The sequence below is a fragment of the Brevibacillus panacihumi W25 genome (assembly GCF_000503775.1).
Lineage (GTDB): Bacteria > Bacillota > Bacilli > Brevibacillales > Brevibacillaceae > Brevibacillus > Brevibacillus panacihumi_A.
This window is the reverse complement of record NZ_KI629782.1, coordinates 2191031-2214632: the sequence shown is the minus strand read 5'-3', so window position 1 is coordinate 2214632 and position 23602 is coordinate 2191031. Positions and strand designations below refer to the sequence as shown.

20 protein-coding genes, 1 tRNA gene, 1 pseudogene and 2 riboswitches are annotated in these 23602 nt (G+C 49.6%); of the genes and pseudogenes, 20 read left to right on the top strand and 2 right to left on the bottom strand.

Annotation, left to right across the window (positions count from 1 at the left end):
- Positions 1–68 precede the first annotated feature (68 nt).
- The 10 genes from T458_RS39815 to purB all read left to right on the top strand — a co-directional run bounded on the left by T458_RS39815 (position 69) and on the right by purB (position 13216).
- A tRNA-Gly gene (locus T458_RS39815) sits at positions 69–144 on the top strand.
- 247 nt (positions 145–391) lie between these two features.
- Positions 392–1345: an AAA family ATPase gene (locus tag T458_RS39810; RefSeq protein ID WP_023556643.1), complete on the top strand. Its 954-nt coding sequence runs from the start codon at positions 392–394 to the stop codon at positions 1343–1345.
- Positions 1346–1359: 14 nt separating this feature from the next.
- Positions 1360–2562 (top strand): DUF58 domain-containing protein, encoded by a 1203-nt coding sequence (locus T458_RS39805; protein ID WP_023556642.1) that lies wholly within the window; start codon positions 1360–1362, stop codon positions 2560–2562.
- Between the two features lie 3 nt (positions 2563–2565).
- The gene (locus T458_RS39800) at positions 2566–4803 is read left to right on the top strand and encodes a DUF4129 domain-containing transglutaminase family protein (RefSeq protein WP_023556641.1); all 2238 of its coding nucleotides are present in this window, start codon (positions 2566–2568) and stop codon (positions 4801–4803) included.
- Positions 4804–4823: 20 nt separating this feature from the next.
- A riboswitch (purine riboswitch) is annotated at positions 4824–4926 on the top strand.
- A 205-nt stretch (positions 4927–5131) separates the two neighbouring features.
- Positions 5132–6670 carry a glutamine-hydrolyzing GMP synthase gene (gene guaA, locus T458_RS39795; RefSeq protein ID WP_023556640.1) on the top strand — a complete coding sequence of 513 codons (1539 nt, stop codon included), beginning with the start codon at positions 5132–5134 and terminating at the stop codon, positions 6668–6670.
- Positions 6671–6823: 153 nt separating this feature from the next.
- Positions 6824–6925: riboswitch (purine riboswitch) on the top strand.
- A 125-nt stretch (positions 6926–7050) separates the two neighbouring features.
- Positions 7051–8424, top strand: a complete 1374-nt coding sequence (locus T458_RS39790; RefSeq protein WP_023556639.1) for an NCS2 family permease — start codon at positions 7051–7053, stop codon at positions 8422–8424.
- Between the two features lie 123 nt (positions 8425–8547).
- Positions 8548–10095 carry a M1 family metallopeptidase gene (locus T458_RS39785; protein ID WP_023556638.1) on the top strand — a complete coding sequence of 516 codons (1548 nt, stop codon included), beginning with the start codon at positions 8548–8550 and terminating at the stop codon, positions 10093–10095.
- A gap of 174 nt (positions 10096–10269) precedes the next feature.
- Positions 10270–10758, top strand: coding sequence for a 5-(carboxyamino)imidazole ribonucleotide mutase (gene purE, locus T458_RS39780; protein ID WP_023556637.1), 489 nt, complete (start codon positions 10270–10272; stop codon positions 10756–10758).
- A complete protein-coding gene (purK, locus tag T458_RS39775; protein WP_023556636.1) occupies positions 10755–11918 on the top strand; it encodes a 5-(carboxyamino)imidazole ribonucleotide synthase in 1164 nt (387 codons plus the stop codon). The genes purE and purK overlap by 4 nt, the downstream gene beginning before the upstream one ends.
- Positions 11915–13216, top strand: coding sequence for an adenylosuccinate lyase (gene purB, locus T458_RS39770; RefSeq protein ID WP_023556635.1), 1302 nt, complete (start codon positions 11915–11917; stop codon positions 13214–13216). Before purK ends, purB begins: the two co-directional genes overlap by 4 nt.
- 332 nt (positions 13217–13548) lie before the next feature.
- Here purB and T458_RS39765 read toward each other — a convergent pair whose 3' ends face one another.
- On the bottom strand, positions 13549–13902 hold the full coding sequence (locus T458_RS39765; protein WP_023556634.1) for a hypothetical protein: 354 nt from the start codon (positions 13900–13902) through the stop codon (positions 13549–13551).
- 231 nt (positions 13903–14133) lie between these two features.
- On the opposite strand from T458_RS39765, the gene T458_RS39760 reads away from it, so the two are divergent.
- Positions 14134–14634 carry a DinB family protein gene (locus tag T458_RS39760; protein ID WP_023556633.1) on the top strand — a complete coding sequence of 167 codons (501 nt, stop codon included), beginning with the start codon at positions 14134–14136 and terminating at the stop codon, positions 14632–14634.
- A 194-nt stretch (positions 14635–14828) separates the two neighbouring features.
- On the opposite strand, the gene T458_RS39755 is transcribed toward T458_RS39760, so the two are convergent.
- A complete protein-coding gene (locus T458_RS39755; protein ID WP_023556632.1) occupies positions 14829–15203 on the bottom strand; it encodes a hypothetical protein in 375 nt (124 codons plus the stop codon).
- A 365-nt stretch (positions 15204–15568) separates the two neighbouring features.
- Here T458_RS39755 and T458_RS39750 point away from each other — a divergent pair, with 365 nt between their 5' ends.
- The 9 genes and pseudogenes from T458_RS39750 (at position 15569) to T458_RS39710 (ending at position 23518) form a co-directional block, all read left to right on the top strand.
- Entirely contained in the window at positions 15569–16168 is a 600-nt protein-coding gene (locus tag T458_RS39750) for a hypothetical protein (RefSeq protein ID WP_023556631.1), read from the top strand.
- Positions 16169–16193: 25 nt separating this feature from the next.
- Complete coding sequence (locus tag T458_RS39745) at positions 16194–16889, top strand: hypothetical protein (protein WP_023556630.1); 696 nt, start codon at positions 16194–16196, stop codon at positions 16887–16889.
- Positions 16890–17191: 302 nt separating this feature from the next.
- Positions 17192–17713, top strand: a complete 522-nt coding sequence (locus T458_RS39740) for an RNA polymerase sigma factor (protein ID WP_031305701.1) — start codon at positions 17192–17194, stop codon at positions 17711–17713.
- A 116-nt stretch (positions 17714–17829) separates the two neighbouring features.
- Complete coding sequence (locus tag T458_RS39735; RefSeq protein WP_023556628.1) at positions 17830–18528, top strand: response regulator transcription factor; 699 nt, start codon at positions 17830–17832, stop codon at positions 18526–18528.
- Positions 18525–19542: pseudogene (locus tag T458_RS39730) on the top strand (sensor histidine kinase). Before T458_RS39735 ends, T458_RS39730 begins: the two are co-directional and overlap by 4 nt.
- Before the next feature lie 65 nt (positions 19543–19607).
- Positions 19608–20378: an ABC transporter ATP-binding protein gene (locus T458_RS39725; protein ID WP_023556626.1), complete on the top strand. Its 771-nt coding sequence runs from the start codon at positions 19608–19610 to the stop codon at positions 20376–20378.
- A complete protein-coding gene (locus T458_RS39720; protein WP_023556625.1) occupies positions 20353–22245 on the top strand; it encodes an FtsX-like permease family protein in 1893 nt (630 codons plus the stop codon). Before T458_RS39725 ends, T458_RS39720 begins: the two co-directional genes overlap by 26 nt.
- Positions 22246–22324: 79 nt before the next feature.
- Entirely contained in the window at positions 22325–22795 is a 471-nt protein-coding gene (locus tag T458_RS39715) for a nucleoside deaminase (RefSeq protein ID WP_023556624.1), read from the top strand.
- 246 nt (positions 22796–23041) lie between these two features.
- Positions 23042–23518 (top strand): Lrp/AsnC family transcriptional regulator, encoded by a 477-nt coding sequence (locus T458_RS39710; RefSeq protein ID WP_023556623.1) that lies wholly within the window; start codon positions 23042–23044, stop codon positions 23516–23518.
- Positions 23519–23602: the final 84 nt, after the last annotated feature.

The following is a 23602-nucleotide window of genomic DNA, read 5'->3' as shown; positions in this document are numbered from 1 at the left end:
ACTCCTGATAAAACAACATGCTAAAATAAACGTGTTCAAAACGAGTAGGACATACATACTCCTAATATGCGGATGTAGCTCAATTGGTAGAGCGTCGCCTTGCCAAGGCGAAGGTCGCGGGTTCGAGACCCGTCGTCCGCTCCATTTTTATAACAGCGGAAGAGTAGGAGACAGTCCTACTCTTTTTTGTACTATAGGGCGTGTTTTTGTATAAAAGCCCTATAAAAGTGTTTGTTCTCTTTATACAAATTTTGTAATCTTCATTAATTTTTCCTTGTGTCTCCTTATTTCATCCAGTACCTTAGGTATAGGATTCTGCTCTTTGCTCTTGGGTCTGATGCGTGATCACAGGCATGATAGAAGACGAAATGGAACAGGAGTTGTTATCGATATGAACCCGATTAAAGTGGAACAGGTACATCCTGCAGTGACAAACTTAATTGCAAATATAGAAAAAGTATTGATTGGCAAACGTTCTGTCATTGAATTGACGATTGCTGCGATTCTCGCGAAGGGACATGTCTTGCTGGAAGACGTACCGGGCGTGGGAAAAACCATGCTCGTTCGCGCGCTGGCCAAGTCGATTGGAGGAGAATTCAAACGGATTCAGTTCACCCCTGACCTGCTGCCGACCGATGTAACGGGGGTTGCGATATTTAATCAAAAAAGTCTGGAATTTGAGTTCCGTCAGGGTCCTTTATTTGCCCATGTAGTACTTGCAGACGAAATCAATCGGACATCGCCCAAAACCCAGTCGGCTTTGCTGGAGGCATTGGAGGAAAGGTCCATTACGGTAGATGGAACAACGTATCCTCTGGCGAAACCATTTTTCGTCATGGCGACGCAAAATCCGCTGGAGTACGAAGGGACGTTCCCGCTGCCGGAAGCGCAGTTGGACCGCTTCCTGATGCAATTGCGACTGGGATACCCGAGCATGGAGGAAGAGACCCGCATGCTCACACGTTTTTCCGACAGCAATCCATTGGACAGTTTGGAGCCTGTCATGACGGCGGATGAGCTGGGGCAATTGCAGGACCAAAGCGCAGAGGTGAAGGTGTCAGAGGGCATCAAGGAATACATCGTCCGGCTCTGCCACAAAACCCGCGACCATCACCATGTCTATCTAGGAGTGAGTCCGCGCGGTTCCCTGGCCTTGTATCGGGCGGCACAAGCATTGGCGTTCGTACGCGGCCGTGATTATGTCATTCCCGATGATGTCAAAGAGCTCGTCCCGGTTACGTTCTCGCATCGAATCATTGTGAAGCCGGAAGCACGTTTGGAAGGGGCGAATGTCGATCGGATTCTGACGGTAATCTTGGCAGAGACCCGCGTTCCGATGGGATGAGGTGACCACAGATCATGAGACAACAAAAATGGGGCAAATTCAATGTAATCGCACTGGTGCTGGTGACCTATATATTCGCCATGTTCCAGGGGGGATTCGCCAGTTGGTTTTTGTTCTACAGCAGCCTCGTCTTTTTCGTCTATGAGTGTTTGGCTTATTTCTTGATGTTTGCCACCTTGGAAGTCGTTCGTCAGCTGGATCGAAATCGTCTGCAGGAAGGGGAAGACGTCGTCGTCACGATTCTTCTGCGCCGGCGGATCTGGTTTCCATTAGGGTGGAACATGGTGATCGAAGCGCTCCCGGAGAGGCTGGTTGGCTTTTACGAGCCGCATAAGCAACTGATTTTTCCCTGGTTTAAGCGGGAGGTCGAGTTTCGCTATGTCATTCCGCAACTGCCTCGTGGATACTACCGTTTGCAGGAAACGGTCATCTGTGGAGGAGATTTCTTCGGTTTCATTGAGAGAAGAAAGGTCATCTCTCTTGCAGATGATATACTTGTCTATCCATCCTACCAGCACGTGAATCATTGGCCGCTTGGAGACGGCAGCTTCAGCGGCACCATTCACGTGTCTCATCGCCGCTCGGATGACGTGGCGGCCGTTCGCGGGGTGCGAGAGTACCAGCGCGGCGATCGTCTCAGTCAGATCCACTGGAGGGCCTCAGCGCGCGGGACTGGATTGAAGACGAAGGAATTTGAGCATCAGGCGATGAACCAGGCAGCTTTTTTCCTGGATGTGGAGAAAAGCAGTTATCCTACATCCGAAGTATTTGAATTGGCTGTCAAAGTAACGGCAAGCCTCATCGCCTACGCCAACCGCAATCAGTATCATTACGGTCTGGTTTTCAGGCAAAAGGAGCGCATGTCGATCGATCCGGGCTTGTCTCACGCCCATTTTTTGCGGGTCTTTGATCAGCTGGCGAGAGTCATGCCAGAGGGGAGCGACTCGTTTTCCCGGGTGATCGGGCGTGAAGCACTGGAGCAATCGCAAGGCGTGACGCTCATGATGGTGACACCCCGGCTGGATAAGGAACTGGTAGCCCGTCTGGTATCTCTCGTACAAAAGGGAAGGCGGGTGCAGCTCTTCCACATCAGTCGAACCGGAGCTTACACCGCCGAGCAAATGCAAGTAATGCGGCTCTTGGCAGCGAATAAGGTGGTTTGCACGTCGATCCATACGCAGGATTACCACCAGTGGAAACAGATGGGGGGTGCTTAGGCGATGTACGAATGGAGACGCCCGACCATATTGGATATGATCTCTGCGCTGTTCCTTTTTTTGCTTCTACGAGAATGGCTTCTCCCTTTACAAGAATTGACGGATACGGGAGCGCTTTGGCCTTTTTACACCATCGCAGGTACAGTGATTCTCATGGATCTGTTTCTGCCGTATCGGTGGCTTACGTTTCCGTTCAAGCTGCTCGGGGTTCTCTGGCTGCTCCATGCTGCCTTTTTTGATACCTCATTCTGGGAAAAGGAATGGCTGATCGATTTATACGCGCAAATCGTACTGGACATGCCGCTTGTCTTATCGCAGGATTGGGGAGCGATGTCAGTGATCTCCCGCAATGGCATGTTTGATCTGATGCTGCTCGTCATGATTTCGATGATTACGTACCTGGTGCTGGAGCAGCGGCAAGTGCTGTGGTTTGTCGTGATGACCGAGGCGTATTTGGCCCTGTTGGATACATTCATGCCATATGAAGCGGATGGGGGCATTGTACGGTCGCTTCTCTATGGGTTCCTGCTGCTGGCGATTTCGCATCTGACGAAGGTGACCAGCATCGCGACACTGAACGGGAAACGGGGATGGATGGTTGCCAATGCCATCATGGCCCCATTGCTGGTTCTCGGGGTTAGCATCGGGATTGCCTACACGGCGCCCAAAAAAGAGGCGAGCTGGCCAGATCCCATCTCGTATCTGATGGGGAGCGATCAGGCGACGACTGCTGTCGGCATGAAAAAAGTAGGCTATGACAATAACGATAGCCAGCTAGGCGGCCCTTTTGTTTCCGACAATACGCTGGTGTTTACGGGTCTCACCAATGAACGAAGCTACTGGCGTGGAGACTCCAAGGACATCTATACGGGAGCAGGCTGGGAAAAGGGCAAGCGAGATTATGAGTCAATCCTGGACTTGAAAAACTACGAGTGGAAAAACGCGTTGTTTCATGGGACCGAAACCAAAGAAGTGAAAGCTTCGCTTTATTTTAGCGGGCCCCTGCAGTATGCGACTGTCTTTTATCCGGGACAGCTGAAAAAGGTAACGGACTATACACCCGAAAATGCTACAGTCGTGTATGACACCTGGAACCAGCAGTTGGAAATCCGGGCAGGAAAGATCAATCTCATCCCGCCATCTGGTGCGGCTCATTCACAGCCCGTCGTAGGACCTAATACGCTGCTGATGAAGCTGAAGCAATACAATGTCGAGGCGGAGGTCCCGATCATTAGTGAAAAGGCCATCACGCAAGCCGGGTCGCAGTACCCGATCGAGATAAGGACCCATTATCTCCAACTGCCTGAACAACTGCCGCCTCGTGTCAAAGAACTGGCTGAGGAAATTACCAAAGATGCTCCGACACCATATCAAAAAGTAAGGGCGATCGAGAATTACCTGCGCTCCAGTGGAAAATATAAGTATGAAACCACAGATGTCCCAGTTCCTGCACAAGGTCAAGATTTTGTCGATCAGTTCTTGTTCGAGAGCTTCCGGGGGTATTGCGATCACTTTTCCACTTCCATGGCCGTTATGCTGCGAACCCTTGACATTCCCACTCGTTGGGTAAAAGGCTTCGCGCCTGGACAACGAGTAGGAGCGGATGATGCAGGCAACGACATCATGGAAGTACGAAGCAAGGACGCCCATTCCTGGGTAGAGGTCTACTTCCCGAACATGGGATGGGTACCTTTTGAGGCGACCAGCTCCTTTACTTCTCCTGTTCGGATTAAATACGATTTGCATACCGAGGAGGCGCAGTCTCCCATTCCTCTGCCAGATCTGGGGAATCAGGGTGCATTGAATCGCGGAGATGGGCGCTTTGATGAATTGGAGGGCGCTGATGCAATCTCCAATCGTGGATTCCAGATTCCTTGGCAGGTAAACGCGCTTTTCGTTGGGGCATTGGCAGCAGCCGGCTTCGTGGCTTGGCGGCGCAGACAGAAGATTACGATCTGGTGGCTGCGGCGTAAGTGGAGTCAACTGGAGAAGGATCAGTACGCAGATCGCTATCATTTGCTGATGCGGATGATGGAGAGTGTCCATTCACGGCGACAAGCGGGTGAAACGATGCGCGAATATGTCAACCGATTGCATATATCGGGAGACAAACGGCAGGATCTGCGTTTTCTGACCGAAATCTACGAACGAATGATTTATGGCATGAAAGGAATCGAACAAAAAGCTCGCTCGATCGTCGAAGAATTAATGGAAAGATTGACCCGTCAATTGAAGCCTTGAACAATGACTTTTCATCTGCTAGAATGACGATCAATGAGTCTCGTATAATCCTCAGGAATATGGCCTGAAAGTTTCTACCACCTGACCGTAAATTGGGTGACTACGAGGAGAGCACATCGGATTTTTGTACATGCAACTGCACATGTGTACACAAGCTGGGACTCTGCCGCCGTAATCAAATTTTCGGAGGCGACAGTCCCGGTTTTTTTCGGGTACAGTGCTTGTACGGGTTACGTCCTGCTCAAGGGAATCAACAAAACGGATGGAGTCGGAATGATCGTTTTCAGGCTCTGGTGCCGTCCTGTGTGTACAGGAGAAAGGAGAAATCATGGACAAGTCGATGGAAATGGTTGTCGTACTGGATTTCGGAGGGCAATACAATCAACTGATCGCACGTCGTGTACGCGATCTGGGGGTATACAGTGAACTGCTGCCATACAATACTCCCGTAGAGAAAATCAAGGAAATGAATCCAAAGGGGATTATTTTCTCCGGCGGTCCTGCCAGTGTCTATGAAGAAGGGGCACCGACAGTTGACCCTGCCATCTTTGAACTGGGTCTGCCTGTATTGGGGATTTGCTATGGCATGCAGCTGATGAGCCATATGCTGAAAGGAAAAGTGGAACGGGCAGGCAAACGTGAATACGGAAAAGCGGAATTGCGTCTGCAAGAAAAGCATGGCTTGTACGATAAATGGGAGCCAAATGAAATCGTTTGGATGAGCCACTCGGATAAAGTCGTGGAGCTTCCAGAGGGCTTCCGCATCGATGCGATCAGCGACAGCTGTCCGGTTGCAGCAATCAGCCATCCGGAACGCAATCTCTACGGCGTGCAATTCCATCCGGAAGTGCGCCATACGGTAAAAGGCTCGGAGTTTATCTCCAACTTCCTGTTCAACATCTGCGGCTGTGAAGGAAACTGGAGCATGACCTCCTTCATCGAAGACGAAATCGTCCGCATCCGTCAAACGGTAGGGAACAAGCAGGTGTTGTGCGCGCTGAGCGGCGGCGTAGATTCCTCGGTTGTAGCTGCCCTGATTCACAAAGCGATTGGCGATCAGCTCACCTGCATGTTCGTCGATCACGGTCTTCTGCGCAAAGGGGAAGCCGAAAGCGTCATGGAAACATTTGGCGAAAAGTTTTCCATGAAGGTAATCAAAATCGATGCTCGTGAACGCTTCCTGAACAAGCTGAAGGGTGTCAGCGACCCAGAGCAAAAACGGAAAATTATCGGAAACGAGTTCATTTACGTATTTGATGAAGAAGCGGCGAAATTAACGGACATGGATTTTCTGGCACAGGGCACACTATATACCGATATCGTGGAGAGCGGAACAGCGACTGCTCACACCATCAAATCTCACCATAACGTAGGCGGCCTGCCGGAAGATATGAAATTCGAGCTGATCGAGCCGTTGAAAACCTTGTTCAAGGACGAGGTTCGCAGGCTGGGTTCGGAATTGGGCTTGCCAGACGAGATCGTATGGCGCCAGCCGTTCCCGGGACCGGGCTTGGGCATTCGCGTTTTGGGCGAAGTGACAGAAGAGAAGCTTCACATCGTTCGGGAATCTGATGCGATTCTGCGCGAAGAGATTGCCAAGGCAGGTCTGGACCGTGACATTTGGCAGTACTTCACGGCATTGCCGAATATGAGCACAGTTGGCGTTATGGGAGATGTTCGTACGTATTCGTATACCGTGGGGATTCGAGCTGTGACGTCCATTGATGGAATGACGGCTGACTGGGCGCGTATTCCGTGGGATGTGCTCGAAAAAATTTCCACGCGTATCGTCAATGAAGTCGATCATGTAAACCGCATCGTCTACGATGTAACTTCCAAACCGCCAGCCACCATTGAGTGGGAATAATCTCGTCGCGTACCACCCAGTGGGGGCAAAAGACGATAATAAAACAAAGCTGCGAGATCAATTTTGTAAAACCGGATGATTATTCACGACAGAATAATAACGTTCGTATTTTTCGTTGACAGCACAAAATCTACCTGATACACTGTTCGATGTACGCAGGTAAATAAGAAAGTTCGTATATTCCTGAGGATATGGCTTAGGAGTTTCTACCAGGTCGCCGTTAACGACCAGACTACGAACAAAATGTCGACGGGATAGGTTTTTGTTATTATTTTTTCGTGATTGGTCCCGCATCGTTTTGTTTGCAGTCGAGGCGTTAATTCATGCGTCTCGACTTTTTTGTTTACCGCCAACCTACAAAACTCTGGGGGGACACTTCGGTGCGCAAGTATTTCGAGTTTGACAAACTAGGCACCAATTACCGCCGCGAGATTATCGCGGGTATCACTACCTTTTTAGCGATGGCTTACATTCTGGCAGTAAACCCGTACGTTCTCAGCGGCGCAGATTTGCCGCCTGAACTGAAGGCGAACTATCCGGAGTTCGATGCCGTGTTCACAGCAACCGCATTGGCTGCGGCGATCGGGACCCTGCTGATGGCGTTCATCGGTCGTCTGCCGATCGGACAAGCACCGGGGATGGGCTTGAATGCGTTTTTCACGTATACGGTCGTATTGACCATGCAAATTCCTTGGCAACAAGCACTGGCAGGGGTCTTCCTCTCGTGTACGATCTTCCTGATCTTGTCGCTGACCGGGGTTCGTGAAGCGATTATCAATGCGATACCGCAAAGCTTGAAATTTGCCGTATCTGCGGGGATCGGTCTGTTTATCGCCTTTATCGGTTTGAAAAACGCGGGGATTGTCGTGGCGAATGAAGCCACATTCGTCGCTTTGGGCCACCTCACCTGGTTCCATGAAAATATGACTCCTGAACAGGTGCTGTCGGCGAAGAATGCCGTGCTTGCAATTTTTGGATTGATTGTGACCGTGATTTTGATGACACGCAAGGTAAATGCGGCAATCTTTATTGGTATGTTAATCACTTCCGTTGCGGGGATGATCGTTGGTTTGGTCGATGTGCCAACGAAAGTATTTGCTGCTCCGCCAAGTCTGGCTCCCACGTTTGGTGCAGCTTTTCAATACTTGGGTGATGCATCTTCCCTGTTCACGGTAAACATGCTGATTGTTGTTTTGACCTTTTTGTTCGTAGACTTTTTCGATGCGACAGGCACGCTCTTGGGCGTAGCGAATCAAGCTGGTCTGCTCAAAGACGGCAAGCTGCCTCGCTCTGGACGCGCGTTTTCTTCTGACGCAATCGCGGGCATGGCTGGTGCCGTGCTGGGGACTTCCACGACGACAGCTTACATCGAATCTACTGCGGGTGTGGCTGCGGGCGGCCGTTCCGGTTTTACCGCTGTGGTAACAGGCTTGCTGTTCATTTTGGCCCTGTTCTTCTATCCGCTGATGTCTGTCGTTACTTCGGCTGTTACCGCACCTGCCTTGATCATTGTAGGTGTACTGATGGCGTCCAGCATCGTAAAGATTGCCTGGGACGAAATGGAGGAAGCATTCCCTGCCTTCCTGACCATCCTGATGATGCCGCTCACGTACAGCATCGCGACAGGTCTGGCTTCCGGCTTCATCGTGTACCCTGTCCTGAAAGTGATGAAAGGCAAGGCGCGCGAGGTTCATCCCGCGATGTACGTCCTGTTCTTCGTCTTCCTGGCGTACTTCATCTGGTTGCGGGAATAGATTTCATACTACCAAAGGCTTCTCTCTATCATTGGAGGGAAGCTTTTTTATGGGGATAAAATGAAAAGAATCAGGCATAGACTGGATACAAGGAAGACAAGCAGATGAAAGCAGGGGATCGCGATGGGGAAAAAAGGGGGGGCTTTGGCTCTCTTCTTGCTAGCAGGCATTGTTTTGGGTGTCTATCATGGGGCAGAAGCGTGGAAAGCTCCAGTCGCCGTAGAAGGGGCGCAGATGGCGCTATCCGAGCCGACACATGAGACAAACTACTTCGCTGATTTGCAAATCGATCCTGCCGCGCACCGTGTGACAGGCACCCTGACCGTCCGTTTTCAGCCACAAGATGACCGGGCGTATTTTCATCTGTATCCCAACGTCTTTCAATCGCAAGCGGATATGGGGGACCCGAACTGGGAGAGAATCCTCGGAAAGCAAAGAGAGCCTGGCGGAATGGAAATCAAGCAGGTGCGGGTAAACGGAAAAGAAGCTCCTGTGCAGGTGGAGGGCAAGACGAAAACACTTTTGCACGTTCCCATTCCGGCAGAGAAAAACGCTAAGCCGCCCCATGCGGAGGTGGAAATGCGTTTTAAGCTGCAGGTTCCCTATAATAAAGGAAGATTGTCGTATAACGATCATGCCATGTGGCTGGGCAACTGGCTCCCGATTCTGGCCGTAAAGGAGAAGGACGGTTGGCGGCTCGACCCCTATGCGTCCATCGGCGATCCTTTTTACAGCCAAGTAGCCAACTATCATCTGCGGGTCATGCTGGAGGAAAAATATCAGCTTGCGACCAGCGGTGTCGAGAGCGTGGCGGTGGTGACACAGTCCCGACCGCAGCGGGTAACCACCTATGAAATCGATGCCTGGAATGTACGGGACCTCGCTATGGTCGTGATGGATGAAAGTTACCGCAAAATGTCTGGAAAGGTCGGAGATACCGTCGTGCATACCTGGTCGCAGGAGGGTGACGATGCAGGTACGGCAGAACGCCTGCACGAGGTGGGGCAAGAATCGCTGCGGTACTTCAGCGAGCAGTTTGGAACCTATCCGTACAAGGAGTACGATGTTGTAAAGACAGGTGGATTTTTTGGAGGAATGGAGTATCCAGGCATCGTTTTTATCCAGGAGGATCTGTTCGAGCGGTCTGATCCGAGCGGCGAAGCAGTGGTGGCGCATGAGACGGCCCATCAGTGGTTTTACGCGTTGGTCGGCAATGACGAGGTACGCGAGGCATGGCTGGACGAGAGCCTGAGCGATTATGCCACGATGGCCTACCTGACTGCAGCCAAACGGCCCGGTGCCAGCTTTTATATCCAGATGCGCAAGGCTCAGTCTCAAGAGTCGCTTTCCTATGCGGGGAGGGGACTGACGGTCTGGCAGAGTGTCGAACAGTTCCCAGACTGGAACAGCTATGTGAATCTGGTATACGGTAGGGGTTCCACGATGCTTTGGGAGCTTCGCGAAGCCTGGGGTGAGGAAAGGCTTCACACTCTGTTACGCCAGTACGTCAAGGAGCATCAATACGGTCTGGCTACGGGGGAGAGGTTTGTGTCGATGCTGAGCCAGGAAGCCGGAACTGACGCTGCGCCGTTCATTGATTATTGGCTGCATCTGAAACAAGAGAAGCAAGAAGAGGCGGCTGCCTGGTTGGAAAAGAGTAAACACGAATGATAAGGAAGCTACTATCTATAATGTTCGGAATTGCGGTTGACAGGCTTCCATTCTCCCTGCTAAACTGAAGAAGTCGAAAGCAAACAAGTACGTATAGCCCAGGCGATAAGTACGGCACAGACGCCGTTAGTCGGTTGGGTTTTCTTCTGATGATAGGACAAGGGGCGATCGTTCATGACTAAAGCATGGGTAGGCGTCATCATGGGAAGCACATCAGACTGGGAGACGATGAAGGAAGCATGCGCTATACTGGATGAGTTGCAGGTTCCCTATGAAAAGAAGGTAGTATCTGCACATCGCACACCAGACCTGATGTTCGACTATGCGCAAACGGCAAAAAGCCGTGGACTGGAGGTCATCATTGCAGGAGCTGGCGGAGCAGCACATCTGCCCGGGATGGTTGCTTCCAAGACGGAGCTGCCTGTGATCGGCGTGCCCGTCAAATCCTCCAATCTGAACGGACTGGACTCTCTTCTCTCTATCGTGCAGATGCCGGGCGGTGTCCCTGTGGCGACTGTAGCCATCGGCAAGGCTGGCGCGATCAATGCGGGACTTCTCGCTGCTCAAATTCTCGGGATCAAATACCCGGAGGTTCAACAACGTTTTATGGATAGACGGGATGCCGTACGTCGTAAAGTGCTGGAGGACAGTGAACTGGGATGAGACACAACCAAAGCAAGCTAATCAAACCGGGAGCTACGATTGGCATACTTGGCGGCGGTCAGCTGGGACGGATGATTGCGCTCGCAGGACGAGCCATGGGCTACCGCTTTGTCACCATGGACCCGACGCCGGATGCTCCATGCGGACAGACGGCAGACGAGCAGATCGTCGCCCGTTACGATGATGTAGAAGCGGCGATGAGACTGGCAGCCGCAAGCGATGTCATTTCCTATGAGTTCGAAAATGTAGATGCTCAGGTGGCAGAGGTGCTGGAGAGCAAGTCCTATGTGCCGCAGGGAAGCCGGTTGCTTCGCATTACCCAGAACCGGATCCGTGAAAAAACGGCCATTCAGGAGATGGGGATACCCGTCGCACCATTTCGCGTAGTAGCCAGTCTGGCTGATTTGCAGCAAGCTGTGCGCGAACTGGGGCTTCCGGCCGTCATGAAGACAGCGACCGGGGGTTATGACGGCAAGGGACAGTGGGTATTGAAGCGCGAAGAAGAGCTTGCGGAAGCATATGAAACACTGGCAAAAGCGGGAACCGAACTGATCGTCGAGCAATTTGTTCCTTTCGAGCTTGAACTGTCCGTCATCGCAGCACGCAATCCGGATGGAGATCTGGCTGTTTTTCCGACGGCAGAAAACGTCCATCAGGACAATATTCTTCATTTGTCGATTGTGCCTGCACGGGTATCCGCGGAAATCAGGGAGCGGGCGGAGCGCATCGCTTTGACAATCGTCGAGAAGCTGGATGTAGTTGGGCTGCTCGCCATTGAGATGTTCCTTACCCGTGATGGTCAGCTGTACGTCAATGAATTGGCTCCACGTCCGCATAATTCGGGGCATTATACGATGGAAGCCTGTGCGACTTCACAATTCGAACAGCATGTACGTGCCGTCTGCAACCTGCCGCTGGGTTCAACAGAGTTGCTTACGCCCGTCGTAATGGTTAATATTTTGGGTGAGCATTTGCAGCCTATTTTGGATCGGATCGATGCCTTGCCAAGGAGTGCCAAGCTGCATCTCTACGGCAAAGCGGAAAGCAAGGAAAAACGGAAAATGGGCCATCTCAACGTACTGGCCCCTACGGTTGAAGAAGCGCTCGGCTTGATCGAGAAGCTGGAAATCTGGAGTACAAAAACGGAGGTACAATCATGATCGAACGTTACTCGCGCCCGGAAATGCGTGCCATCTGGACAGAGGAAAACAAGTTTCAGGCATGGCTGAAAGTCGAAATTCTCGCGTGTGAAGCATGGTCCAAGCTGGGCGTTATCCCGGAGGAAGACGTAAAAAAGCTTTGGGAGCATGCGAGTTTCAATATTGACCGGATCTATGAGATCGAGCAGGAGACGCGCCATGACGTGGTTGCTTTTACCCGTGCAGTATCGGAGACGCCAGCGCTGGGCGAGGAGAAAAAATGGGTGCATTACGGACTGACGTCCACGGACGTTGTCGATACCGCGCTCTCTTACCTGCTGCTGCAAGCCAATGAAATCCTGGAAAAGGACATTGAGGACTTCATCGCGATCCTGGCCGACAAAGCGCGTGAGCACAAAGATACGGTCTGCATGGGCAGAACGCACGGCGTGCATGCGGAGCCGACTACCTTCGGCCTGAAGCTGGCCCTCTGGCATGAAGAAATGAAGCGCAACCTCGCCCGTTTCCGCGCCGCCAAGAAAGAAGTAGCCTACGGCAAAATCTCTGGTGCGGTGGGAACCTACGCCAACATCGATCCGTTTGTAGAAGCGTATGTATGTGAAAAGCTGGGTCTGTCCGCAGCGCCGATCTCCACTCAGACGCTGCAGCGTGACCGCCATGCAGAGTACATGGCGACACTGGCGCTGATCGCGACATCCTTGGAGAAATTCGCCACAGAAATCCGCGGTCTGCAAAAAAGCGAATTGCGCGAGGTCGAAGAGGCATTTGCCAAGGGACAAAAAGGCTCCTCGGCCATGCCGCACAAGCGCAACCCGATCGGCAGCGAAAATATCTGCGGTCTGTCCCGCGTCATCCGCGGGCACATGCTGTCCGCTTACGAGAATGTTCCGCTCTGGCATGAACGCGACATCTCCCACTCTTCTGTCGAGCGCGTGATTCTGCCTGACGCGACACAGCTTCTCAACTACATGCTGCGCCGTTTCATGAACATCGTGAAGAACCTGACGGTGTTCCCCGAAAATATGAAGCGCAACATGGATCGCACCTTTGGCCTGATCTACTCGCAGCAGGTCATGCTGAAGCTGATCGAAAAAGGCCTGACCCGCGAGCAGGCTTACGACATCGTCCAGCCGCGCGCCATGCAAGCCTGGGAAGAGCAGCGCTCCTTCCGCGCCATTGTGGAGGAGGATGCGACAGTTGCTTCCACACTGACCAAGGAAGAGCTGGATTCCTGCTTTGACTACCGCTATCATCTCAAGCATGTGGATACGATTTTTCAGCGGCTTGGGTTGCTGTAATATTAGTGGTCCACCGGCTTTAGTGGAGCGGAGGAAAAAGGGAAAAACACTCCAGGCGGGTTGGGATCTTTGCTGAGGGTTGGCCAGGGCCGGCTCCACTCCAAAGGCGGAACCGCGGCCAAAAGCAGCCGATTCCAGGAAGGGATTCAGGGTTGGCCGCTGAAACCGTGTTCCGCCTTTTCCGTTGCGCCTGGGTCAAGATCCCAAATGCCTTCCGTTCTTTTTCCCTTTTTCCTCTACCAGCTTTGCCTGGTCCCCCTTTAACTTCAAAACTTAAAAATTTCTATGTATGGACAAAGACGCCCTCGATTCCGTTGGGGGCATTTTGCCATTTATCGCATCAAAACAGCTATGAAGAATGGGGAAAGCCACCCTCTTATCGCATGCAGCATTGACAAGTCATACAGCGATGAATCGGGTGAGTACCATATCACAATGAACCCTCCACTATGGATGACAGTTGGGGAAAATGCATCGTCTGCATGCATCTCCGCTTGATTGATATCCTCCCGATCTCCCTCTGCCAATTGTGAGAGTTCTTCACTTGCTTTCTGAAAGATGATTTTGGATTTCATGTTGTCTGAGTCCAGGTTATTTGCTTCAGCGGGGGATACGTATAATCCGAGTGATAATATGACACTGGCTGAGATCATAAAAAAACGTACACTTTTCTTAACCTTGCTCATAGGAATTCTCCTCTCATCACCACAAAAAATGGAAATAAAACCCATACTCTATCATAGCTGGAAGTCAATGCAGAAGTCATCATCCAAAAGGTACAAGCAATGTCTCCTCATGCGACTAGATCGTACAGCCAGGATTCCGCAATACACGCTATACCGAACAGGTGTTTGTGTTATTGTGGAATCTATGTTACACTACTCCTACCACAAATTGGGAGGATGGGTGTAAGTAGAGTGAATACAAATGCAGATATCGCAACGTATAAAGAGTTCGTTTCCTTCATAGCTGCATTGCATCATGTCAACGACACGGTGTGGACGAATCCGATCGCCAACGGCAAATGGTCAATCAGCGAGATTGTTTCCCACATTAAGAATTGGGATCGCTATCTGCTGGCGGAAACACTTCCAGCAGTAAGAAAGGGGGAAGATATCGAATTTCCCGACTTTGATACGTACAACCAGATCGCATCCGATTATGTGAAATCAGGCATTATGCATGCAGAATTGATCAAGGAAACGATCCTTACAAGAGAACAGTTAGTAATGGAGCTTTTCGAGATGCCAGTGGACGCCCTGCATCGACATGTGACAGTAAACGGCGCATCGCACTGCCCTCATACCGGAACACCCTATTCGCTGGCATACATCATCAAAGAATTTATTGAACACGACAATCTTCATAAACAGCAAATCGTGGAGTTCCTGAGTGAATCCAAATCCACAACAAAGTAACGCCTGAACCGTTTGCTTACGTAAAGCAAAAAACTTCCTTGCAAAAGTGTAAGGTTCCTGAAAGTTAACTCGATGGTTCCCTCACCCATTCTCTTTGCCCCTGAATCCTTTGGGGGCATTTTCCATTTTACCGCATCAAAACAGCTATGAAGAATGGGGAAAGCCACCCTCTTATCGCATGCCGCAGCGACAAGTCAAACAGCGATGAATCGGGTAAGTGCCATATCTGTCATGTTATCTGAGTCCAGGTTATGTATCTTCCTTTTTTCCTCCACATATTCTAGAGCTTTTTTCATTTCTTCCTCAGTTCCTTGAAAACCAACCAATCGAATTTTCATGCTCTCCTTTACTATGGTTGTATGGAGTTGATCGCCAGTTAATCGCTCATGTTCAGAAATTGCCATTTCTATTTTTTTCTCGAGGGCTGATGTGTGAAGGTTGCTAGTACCAAAAGTGATCTCTGTTCCATCTGCTTCAAATGTTACTTCCCGAACAGGAGAGGCCATGTCTTCCACCAGCAGAGAATAGTCATTCAACGTAATTCCATCGGGAAAGGAAAACTCAAGCAAATAGTCCCCTATTTTCACTACTTACAATAATGGAAGTAGTACCATTAAAGGCTATACAAAAGAACGAAGGCATTGTTTCGACAGATATCGGGAATTGTGTCGAACAATTGATATTCAAAAATTTGGGAAAAGCTGATATGATAGCAAATGTCATAATATGGTGTAAAATCAATTAAATACCTTATTAAATTTAAATAAGATTGCGGTCTTCTAACATACTTAAACCAAAATGGTTAATTACTTTGAGTTCATGAAGGTTACCTCATATAAATACAAAATCTTAGGATAGATGATGTCCATTCATAAACCCAATTACTGGAATAACCTTTGATAACTGCGCTTACGACTGTGGAAAGGGGATTGAAATGAGGAAAACTAGAAAACTGCTCTTATTGGTTAGCTACATTATAGTTTTTGTAATCGGAGGATATTCTTATAGTTTTATTTCTCATGTAGAAAACAAGGAAAATACGTATTTATCGGAATCTGAGATGAAGGATTTTAATGATTTTTCCAAAAAAATAAATGAAAATTTTAAACCGATGGGTTTTGAAGAATTGTTAAATGGTAATGAGAATCTATTAACAACTCCTGACAGTATCTTGGGACCCCAACAAAATGATATTAATGCTTCAATATTTGGAAGGCAAAAAAACTTCATCTATAAAAACAAATCAAACGGTACAGTAATTCTTATGAGTGTCAGTAAAAGACTCGGTACTCCGAGTGAACAATGGCAGCACAGTATTTATTATAGCAATGCAAGATATAATTCACCGGATAATGATCTGAATGCTTATTATGCAAATGTATATCCGTCCATTAATGCATATCATTATAGCTTTGAAAGAAACGGATACAGTATAAGTTGTATTTTAATTTCAAATTCTGAATATGAAGAAGGTGCGAATAATTTGGCGGATTTTATTAAACAAGTAGATAGTTTCCTTCGAGGAAATTTCTAAATACAAGAAGAAAGAAGGGTTTATTATGTTTAGGAATGGAAAGAGAGTTATCTTTAACGTTTTATCAGGTTCTCTAATCTGGAGTGTATTAGTCTCAGGAACAATTGTTTATGCAAAGGATGATAATGATAGTGATGCCAATCGAGAAGTAGGTTCCTATTCGGTCGGTAAATTGTATCGCGATTCCGATAGTAAATTCCCGAAATTCCAAAAGGAGCAAACAATAGAACCATTTTCCTCTAGTGTCGTGTACAAACAAGATGGGTTTGTTAGGCGATCTTTAACAGCCGAAAAGAATGGAACTGACCGTGACTACTTTCTAGTACACAGAGCAGATGTAGAAGTAATTGATGGCACCGAGATAACCTATAAATTCATGAAAAGTATAAAGAAAACAAGTGAAACTTCTCATTCACTTGAAACGGGTGTGAGGGCACAAGGAGGTAATAAATTCATTACCGAGTTAGAAGGGCATATCGATTATAGCTATGTTGCAAAGGAAGTAATTGAATATTCAAGGGGTACTGAAACAAATATCAGTGTAAATAAACCGGGGGACTATACAATATATTTCTATTCGGGGGCAAATCGTTATAATCTATATGCAGATTGGTATGGATATACAAGAGATAATCCAAAAGAAAGAAAATTAAAGCGATATGTTGGTGATGTATTTGAAGCAAATACTGACGAATATATTAAACCAAAGAGAAATAGGTAAAATTACGGATAGATCGTCATATGTAAGTGGTTATTTATAATGCGCCCATAGGTTGAGACACCGGAGAGTGGTGAAAAAGGCACAACGTAGGGGGGCATTAGAGGACTGCCAAAAAAAAAGCAGATCAAACGGCAACCCAGAAATGGTGTAACACCCGAACTGTTTACTTACACCCACAAAAAACTTCCTTACAAAAGTGTAAGGTTCCTGAAAGTTAACTCGATGGTTCCCTCACCCAATCTCTTTTAGAATGAAGTCAAGAATGAGGAAACAGGAGATCGAGGGTGAAAACCATGAATGCCATGAGTACAGCAAGAGTATATCCGCAATTAGATCATCAGCAAATCTACGAAGAGTACGCTGAAAAAATACATCGCTATTTTCGTTACCGCGTGAAAAACGTATGGGACGTGGAGGATTTGACCACGACCGTTTTTATCAAGGTCTATTCCAAGCTGGAGCAGTATGATCGCCGTCATCCATTTGGCGCCTGGATCTTTCGGATTGCTCACAACACATTGATCGATTACTTGCGCAAGAAGCGGGAGTGTCCAGTGGATCAGGAGATGTTCAGCTCCATCAAGGCGACGGATGAAGACGAATTGCCGGAAGCAAGTCTGCTGACCCAGGAGACGACGGAAGGTCTCTGGAAGCAGGTACATAACCTGACAGTGGACCAGCGCAATGTCATCAGCCTGCGGTATCTGGCAGACCTGCGGATGAATGAAATCGCTCAGATTCTGGGCAAGTCGGAGGCATCTGTAAAAATATTGCACTTCCGTGGCATTCGGAAGCTGCAGCAAATCATGAAAGCAGAAGCGTAGGATGGAGGGTGCTCCATCCTATTTGATTTGCCCGACACTTGGGACAGGTTGGCGTCGACCGTGATTCGCAGTATCATTAAGGGATGAGGAAAGTTGAGGGGAGAGAAGTCGCTGTCATGTCAACGATCATGATTGTAGAAGATGATCCGAAAATCAATCAGCTGCTGCAAAGTCAATTGGAGAAGTACGGCTATCGCATCGTGAACATCGAACAATTCGATCGCGTTATGGAGCTATTTACTGCCGAACGGCCCGACCTGGTCCTGCTGGACGTCAACCTGCCCAAGTTCGATGGTTTCTACTGGTGCAGGCAAATGCGTCAGGTCTCCAACTGCCCGATCCTGTTCATCTCTGCTCGGGAAAGCAAAATGGATCAGGTGATGGCTTTGGAGAATGGGGCCGATGACTATATCACCAAACCGTTTGACTATGATGTGGTTCTTGCGAAGATTCGCAGCCAATTGCGCCGCGCTTATGGGATGTACGCGCCGCAGGAAGGAGAGCGGACGGTGGAGGTCGCTGGCCTCAAACTGTATATCGAGCGGATGGAGCTGGCGATCCATGACCAGCGCATCGAGCTCAGCAAAAAGGAAGCGCTCTTGCTGGAGGCGTTGATGAATCAGCATCCGCGGGTCGTAAGCCGGGAGCGTTTGCTGGAAAAGCTGTGGGACGAGCAATTCGTGGATGAAAATACGCTAAACGTCTATATTACCCGCGTGCGGGCCAAATTGAAGGATATGGGGCTGGAAGGAGCGGTCGAGACCGTGCGTGGCTCCGGCTATCGGTTGAAGGCGACTTGGGAGGACCAGGCATGAAATTGTTTTTACGGGATCAATGGGCATTTGCCGTCTTCTTCCTCGTTCAGCTAATATTGCTGTTGCTGATATTTGCGCTGGACGGATACTGGAATCCCTCCTTGATGATTTATGCGATGTTCCTGTCTATCTTTTTTGCAGGAGGATTTTTGCTGAGCCGGTATTTGACGCATCGGGCGATCTACCAGCGCCTCAGCAACCCGGTCCTCTCGCTTGAGGAGCTGACCCAGACGAATGGGAACGCCCCCTTGTGTCGGGCAATGGACGAGAATTGCCTCGGGCAGTACCGGCTGTACAAAGCGGAGCTGCACGCCTATGAGAACAAGCAAAGAGACCATATCACCTTCATTCAGCAGTGGGTGCACCAGATGAAAACGCCCTTGTCCGTCATTCATCTGCTGATGCAGGATGACGACAGCGCCAAGGCGGAGAGCGTACGAGAAGAGCTGGATCGGCTCAAGCGCGGTTTGGAAACCGTCCTGTATCTCGCCCGCCTGGATCGGTTCGAGCAGGACTTTTTGATTGAGCCGGTGACGCTGCGCACCTTGGTATCGCAGGCTGTGGGAGAAAACAAGCGGCTATTTATCCGTAATCAGGTATATCCGGAATTGCAAGTAGATGAGAAGTGGCGAGCGGAATCCGATGAGAAGTGGCTCTCCTTTGTACTGAATCAATTGATGGTGAATGCCGTCCGCTATTCTGCAGGAAAAAGCAGCAAGGTCACCATCCGCGCCTATAAGCGGGGCTCGCAGGTGGTGCTGGAGGTCCAGGATTACGGCATCGGCATTCCGCGCGAAGACATCCGCCGTGTCTTCCAGCCGTATTTCACGGGGGAAAATGGGCGCAAATATGCCGAGTCTACCGGGATGGGGCTCTATCTGGTCAAGGAAATCTGCAATCGGCTCAATCATGGGGTCGAGCTGGAATCGACCGTCGACATGGGGACGACCGTCCGGATTGTCCTGTCAGCCGTTGTGCCGAACCTTACAAGATCGTAAGCTGGTTGAAAGTTAATTCGATGGCTTGAAAGGCATTGCCTTCTTATAGTAGAGGCAGGATGACGAAGGAGGCAAAATCGGATGGAGATGCTGCAAGTAAAAAGCTTGAGCAAAATATACGGCGGGAAAGTAACCTACCGCGCATTGACAGATATAGAGTTTTCGATCAATAAAGGCGAGTTCGTGGGAATCATGGGGCCTTCGGGCAGCGGAAAAACCACGTTGTTAAATATGATCTCGACGATTGATATTCCTACCTCGGGTGAAGTGCTGCTCAACGGCACCAATCCCCATCTCTTGAAAAAAGCGAAGCTGGCTTTGTTTCGTCGCAGAGAGCTGGGTTTTGTCTTTCAGGACTTCAACCTGCTGGATACGCTGACGCTGGGTGAAAATATTGTTCTCCCCTTGACTCTGGACGGCGAGAGCGTGCATGTGATGGAGGAAAAGCTTCATGCGGTGGCGACGAAGCTGGGGATTCAGGACATTTTGGAAAAATTCACGTACGAGGTGTCAGGGGGACAGCGGCAGCGTGCAGCCATCGCCCGGGCGATTATCCACTCGCCCTCCCTGCTGCTGGCGGATGAGCCGACTGGAAACCTCGACTCCAAATCCTCGCGCAAGGTGATGGAGACGCTGGAGGCGATCAACAAAGCGGATCAGGTGACGACCATGATGGTGACGCATGATGCCATGGCTGCCAGCTACTGTCACCGCGTGATCTTTATCAAGGACGGACAGTTCCACAATGAATTGTATCGCGGAGAGAGCAGGCAGGCCTTTTTCCAGAAGATCATTGACGCGTTGTCGTTTTTGGGAGGGAACACCTATGACCTTTCGACAATTCGCGTTTAACAACGTCACCCGCAACAAGCGCACCTATGCCGCGTTTTTCTTGAGCAGCGTGTTTTCCGTGATGATTTTCTTCGTCTACGCGATGTTTATTTTCCACCCGGGTATTGTGGATGAGGAGATTAACGCATCCGTAGCGACCGGAATGATGGTCGCGGAATACGTCATCTTCCTGTTCGCCTTTTTCTTCCTGCTCTACTGTGTCGGGGCTTTTTTAAAGAAGCGGGAGAAGGAGTTCGGGATTTTGTTCATGCACGGGATGACGCCCTTGCAGCGCAACCTGCTCATATTCATGGAAAATATGCTCATCGGCGTAGTTTCCATCCTGTTTGGAATCATCCTGGGGATGGTGCTTGGGAAGCTTTTCTTTCAATTCGCCGGGTTTTTGCTCGACGTGCAGGCTTTGCCCTTTTATTGGCCATGGAAAGCGATCGTGCTGACGGCAGTCGCCTTTTTGGTCCTGTTTGCGGCGATCTCGATCTTTACTGTCTTGTTTTTGCGCAAACGCAGCTTGCTGGAATTGCTGCAAGGCAGCCAGCGTCCAAAAACAGAGCCGAAAGCGTCGATCACACCGTCGGTGTTGTCCGCAGGTCTGTTGGGCGTCAGTTATCTGCTGGCGCTGCTGGCAGATGGCATGTATGTGCCCCTCTTGCTTCTGCCTGTCACGGCGATGACAATTGGCGGAACATACCTGTTGTTCACCCAGTTGAGCGTCTTTTTGATTGGTATTATGAAGAAAAACCGCTCCTTTTTCTGGAAAAGAACCAATTTGTTGACGCTGTCTGACATGGGCTACCGGATGAAAGACAATGCACGCATGTTCTTTCTTGTTTGTATTGTCTCGACTGTCGCTTTTTGTGCGGTGGGAACCTTGGCTGCACTGGCCGGATCGATCCAGGAAACCTCAGTCCGGATGCATCCATTTGCTTTTGAATACCACACCAAAAGGGACAATCCGGATGAGCAAAAGCATTTGTCCATGCTGGAGAGCGAGCTGCAGAAGGCGGGTTTTTCTTATGAAAAGCATTCATTGCACATGCGGGTCTTGCCGGACAAGGTAGACGGTGAGCATATCGGTGTAGCGAGGCTGACAGACTACAACACATTCGCGGATGCAGCAGATTCCGCGGACAAGATTGCGCTGGGAGAGCAGGAAATCTTCCCGTTCGTACGCTGGGTTGGAGATAGCGTAGATCGTCCAACCATTCAGGTGGGAGACAGCAGCTTGACTGTCAAGACAGATCCATCCGTCGTTCCGCTGACGAGAGGTTTGAGCTTTGAGCGACTGGCAGTGGTGCCGGATGCGGTATACGACCGTCTTCATGGCTTGGAGGAAGAAATTCTGTTTGGCTACAACGTGCCGAAATGGAAGGAAACGAAGGCGATCAGCATCAGCCTGGAGGAAGAAATCGGTCGATTCGGTGATGGAGAACAATACTACTTCACTACGCGAGCTCCTGCCTACCATTCCATGAAGCAGATGGCAAATACCGCGCTGTTCATCGGGTTGTTCGTCGGTGTTCTGTTCTTTGTGGCAGCAGCCAGCTTCCTCTACTTCCGCTTGTATACAGACCTGGAAAATGACAAGCGTCGGTACAGCGCCATATCCAAAATCGGCATGACCGAGGGGGAGCTGACCCGAATCGTGACCATTCAGATTGCGATGCTGTTCTTCGTGCCGATCCTGGTGGCAATTGCGCATAGCATCGTGGCATTCGTCTCGCTGCAAAGCCTGTTGAAGCTTATGCTGATCGCGTCTGTCGTCAAGCCGACTGCCATCGTGCTGATTAGTTTCGTCGTCGTCCAGACGATCTATTTCTGGATTATCCGCAACCGTTACCTGTTCCATATCAAACGGGCTTTGTCCTGATTCTTGCCCTCGCAGGTTTGTTCTTTTATCCGGATGGAGAAACATAAGATGATAGAGGAATCTGCGAGGAGGAGATCAGATGTCGCAGCATGCATGGATGGACAGGGCGATTGCGCTTGCCTTGGAAAACGTATTAAGCAGTCACGGAGGGCCTTTTGGAGCGGTCGTTGTGCGGGATGGGCAAATCGTCGGCACAGGGCGAAATGAAGTAACGGCCACCAATGATCCGACAGCCCATGCAGAGGTACAAGCGATCCGCGATGCTTGTAAAAATCTGGGGAGCTTTCAACTGACAGGCTGCGAGCTGTATACCAGCTGCGAACCTTGCCCGATGTGCCTCGGTGCCATTTACTGGGCGAGGCCAAGCAAGGTCTACTTTTCAGGAACGAAGGAAGACGCAGCGCAAGTAGGATTCGACGATCATTTTATCTATCGGGAGATCGAGCTTCCCTATGAAAATCGCTCGATTCCATTCGAACAATTGCAGCCATTAAAAGGAAAAACGCCGTTCGAGGCGTGGTCAGCATCAAGAGACCGGATCGAATACTAGACGTATGACAAGAGAAGGTTCCTTGCGAGCGGAGTGAGTTGCTCGCAGGGAATCTTTCCTTTTTTCACACCGAGCATAAAATTGAAAATGCTTTCAAACTCAAATTTTCAGAATAAGGGTTGCGATTTGTCGGAATTCGTATTATAGTATCTAACAAATGACGTAATTCGACTCAAAACTGTTTTTCTAGGACTGATCTCACGCATTTTCAATGGCATTTAAAGACGAACTAGGGTAGGTGCGTAGATGGAGGAAACATTTCGCAGATCGCTTTACTCGGAACTAGATGATATCGACTATGGCATTGTCCGAGCCTTGCAGGAAAATGCACGCCTTCCCTTTACGACGATCGCCAAGGAATTGGGCGTGACGGAGAAAACCGTCCGCATGCGCGTTCAGCAAATGCAGGATGAAGGTGTCCTGAGTCTGGTAGGCATCGTGAATCCTGTCAAAGCAGGGTTGAATGTTCAGTCGTTCATCCAGGTTGCAGTAGAAGCAAACAAGCTAGACGATGTGGTGGCGACCTTGAATGAGATCGTGGAGGTCAGACTGATTGTCTTGACGACAGGAGATTATCAGCTCATTATTCAGATCCTGGTCAGAAATTACGAAGAACTGGCACAGTTTCTCATGAACAAGCTGAACAAGGTTCCCGGTGTCACCCGCGTGAATGTGATTAATGAACTGAAAATTCTCAAGTCAAAGTACAAATTCATCCGCTGACCGGATACAGGAATGAAGGGGGGAATGCCTTTCGGGAGGGGAGAAGACAAGCTGAATTTTTTTATGTTCAAAATTGTCGGACTA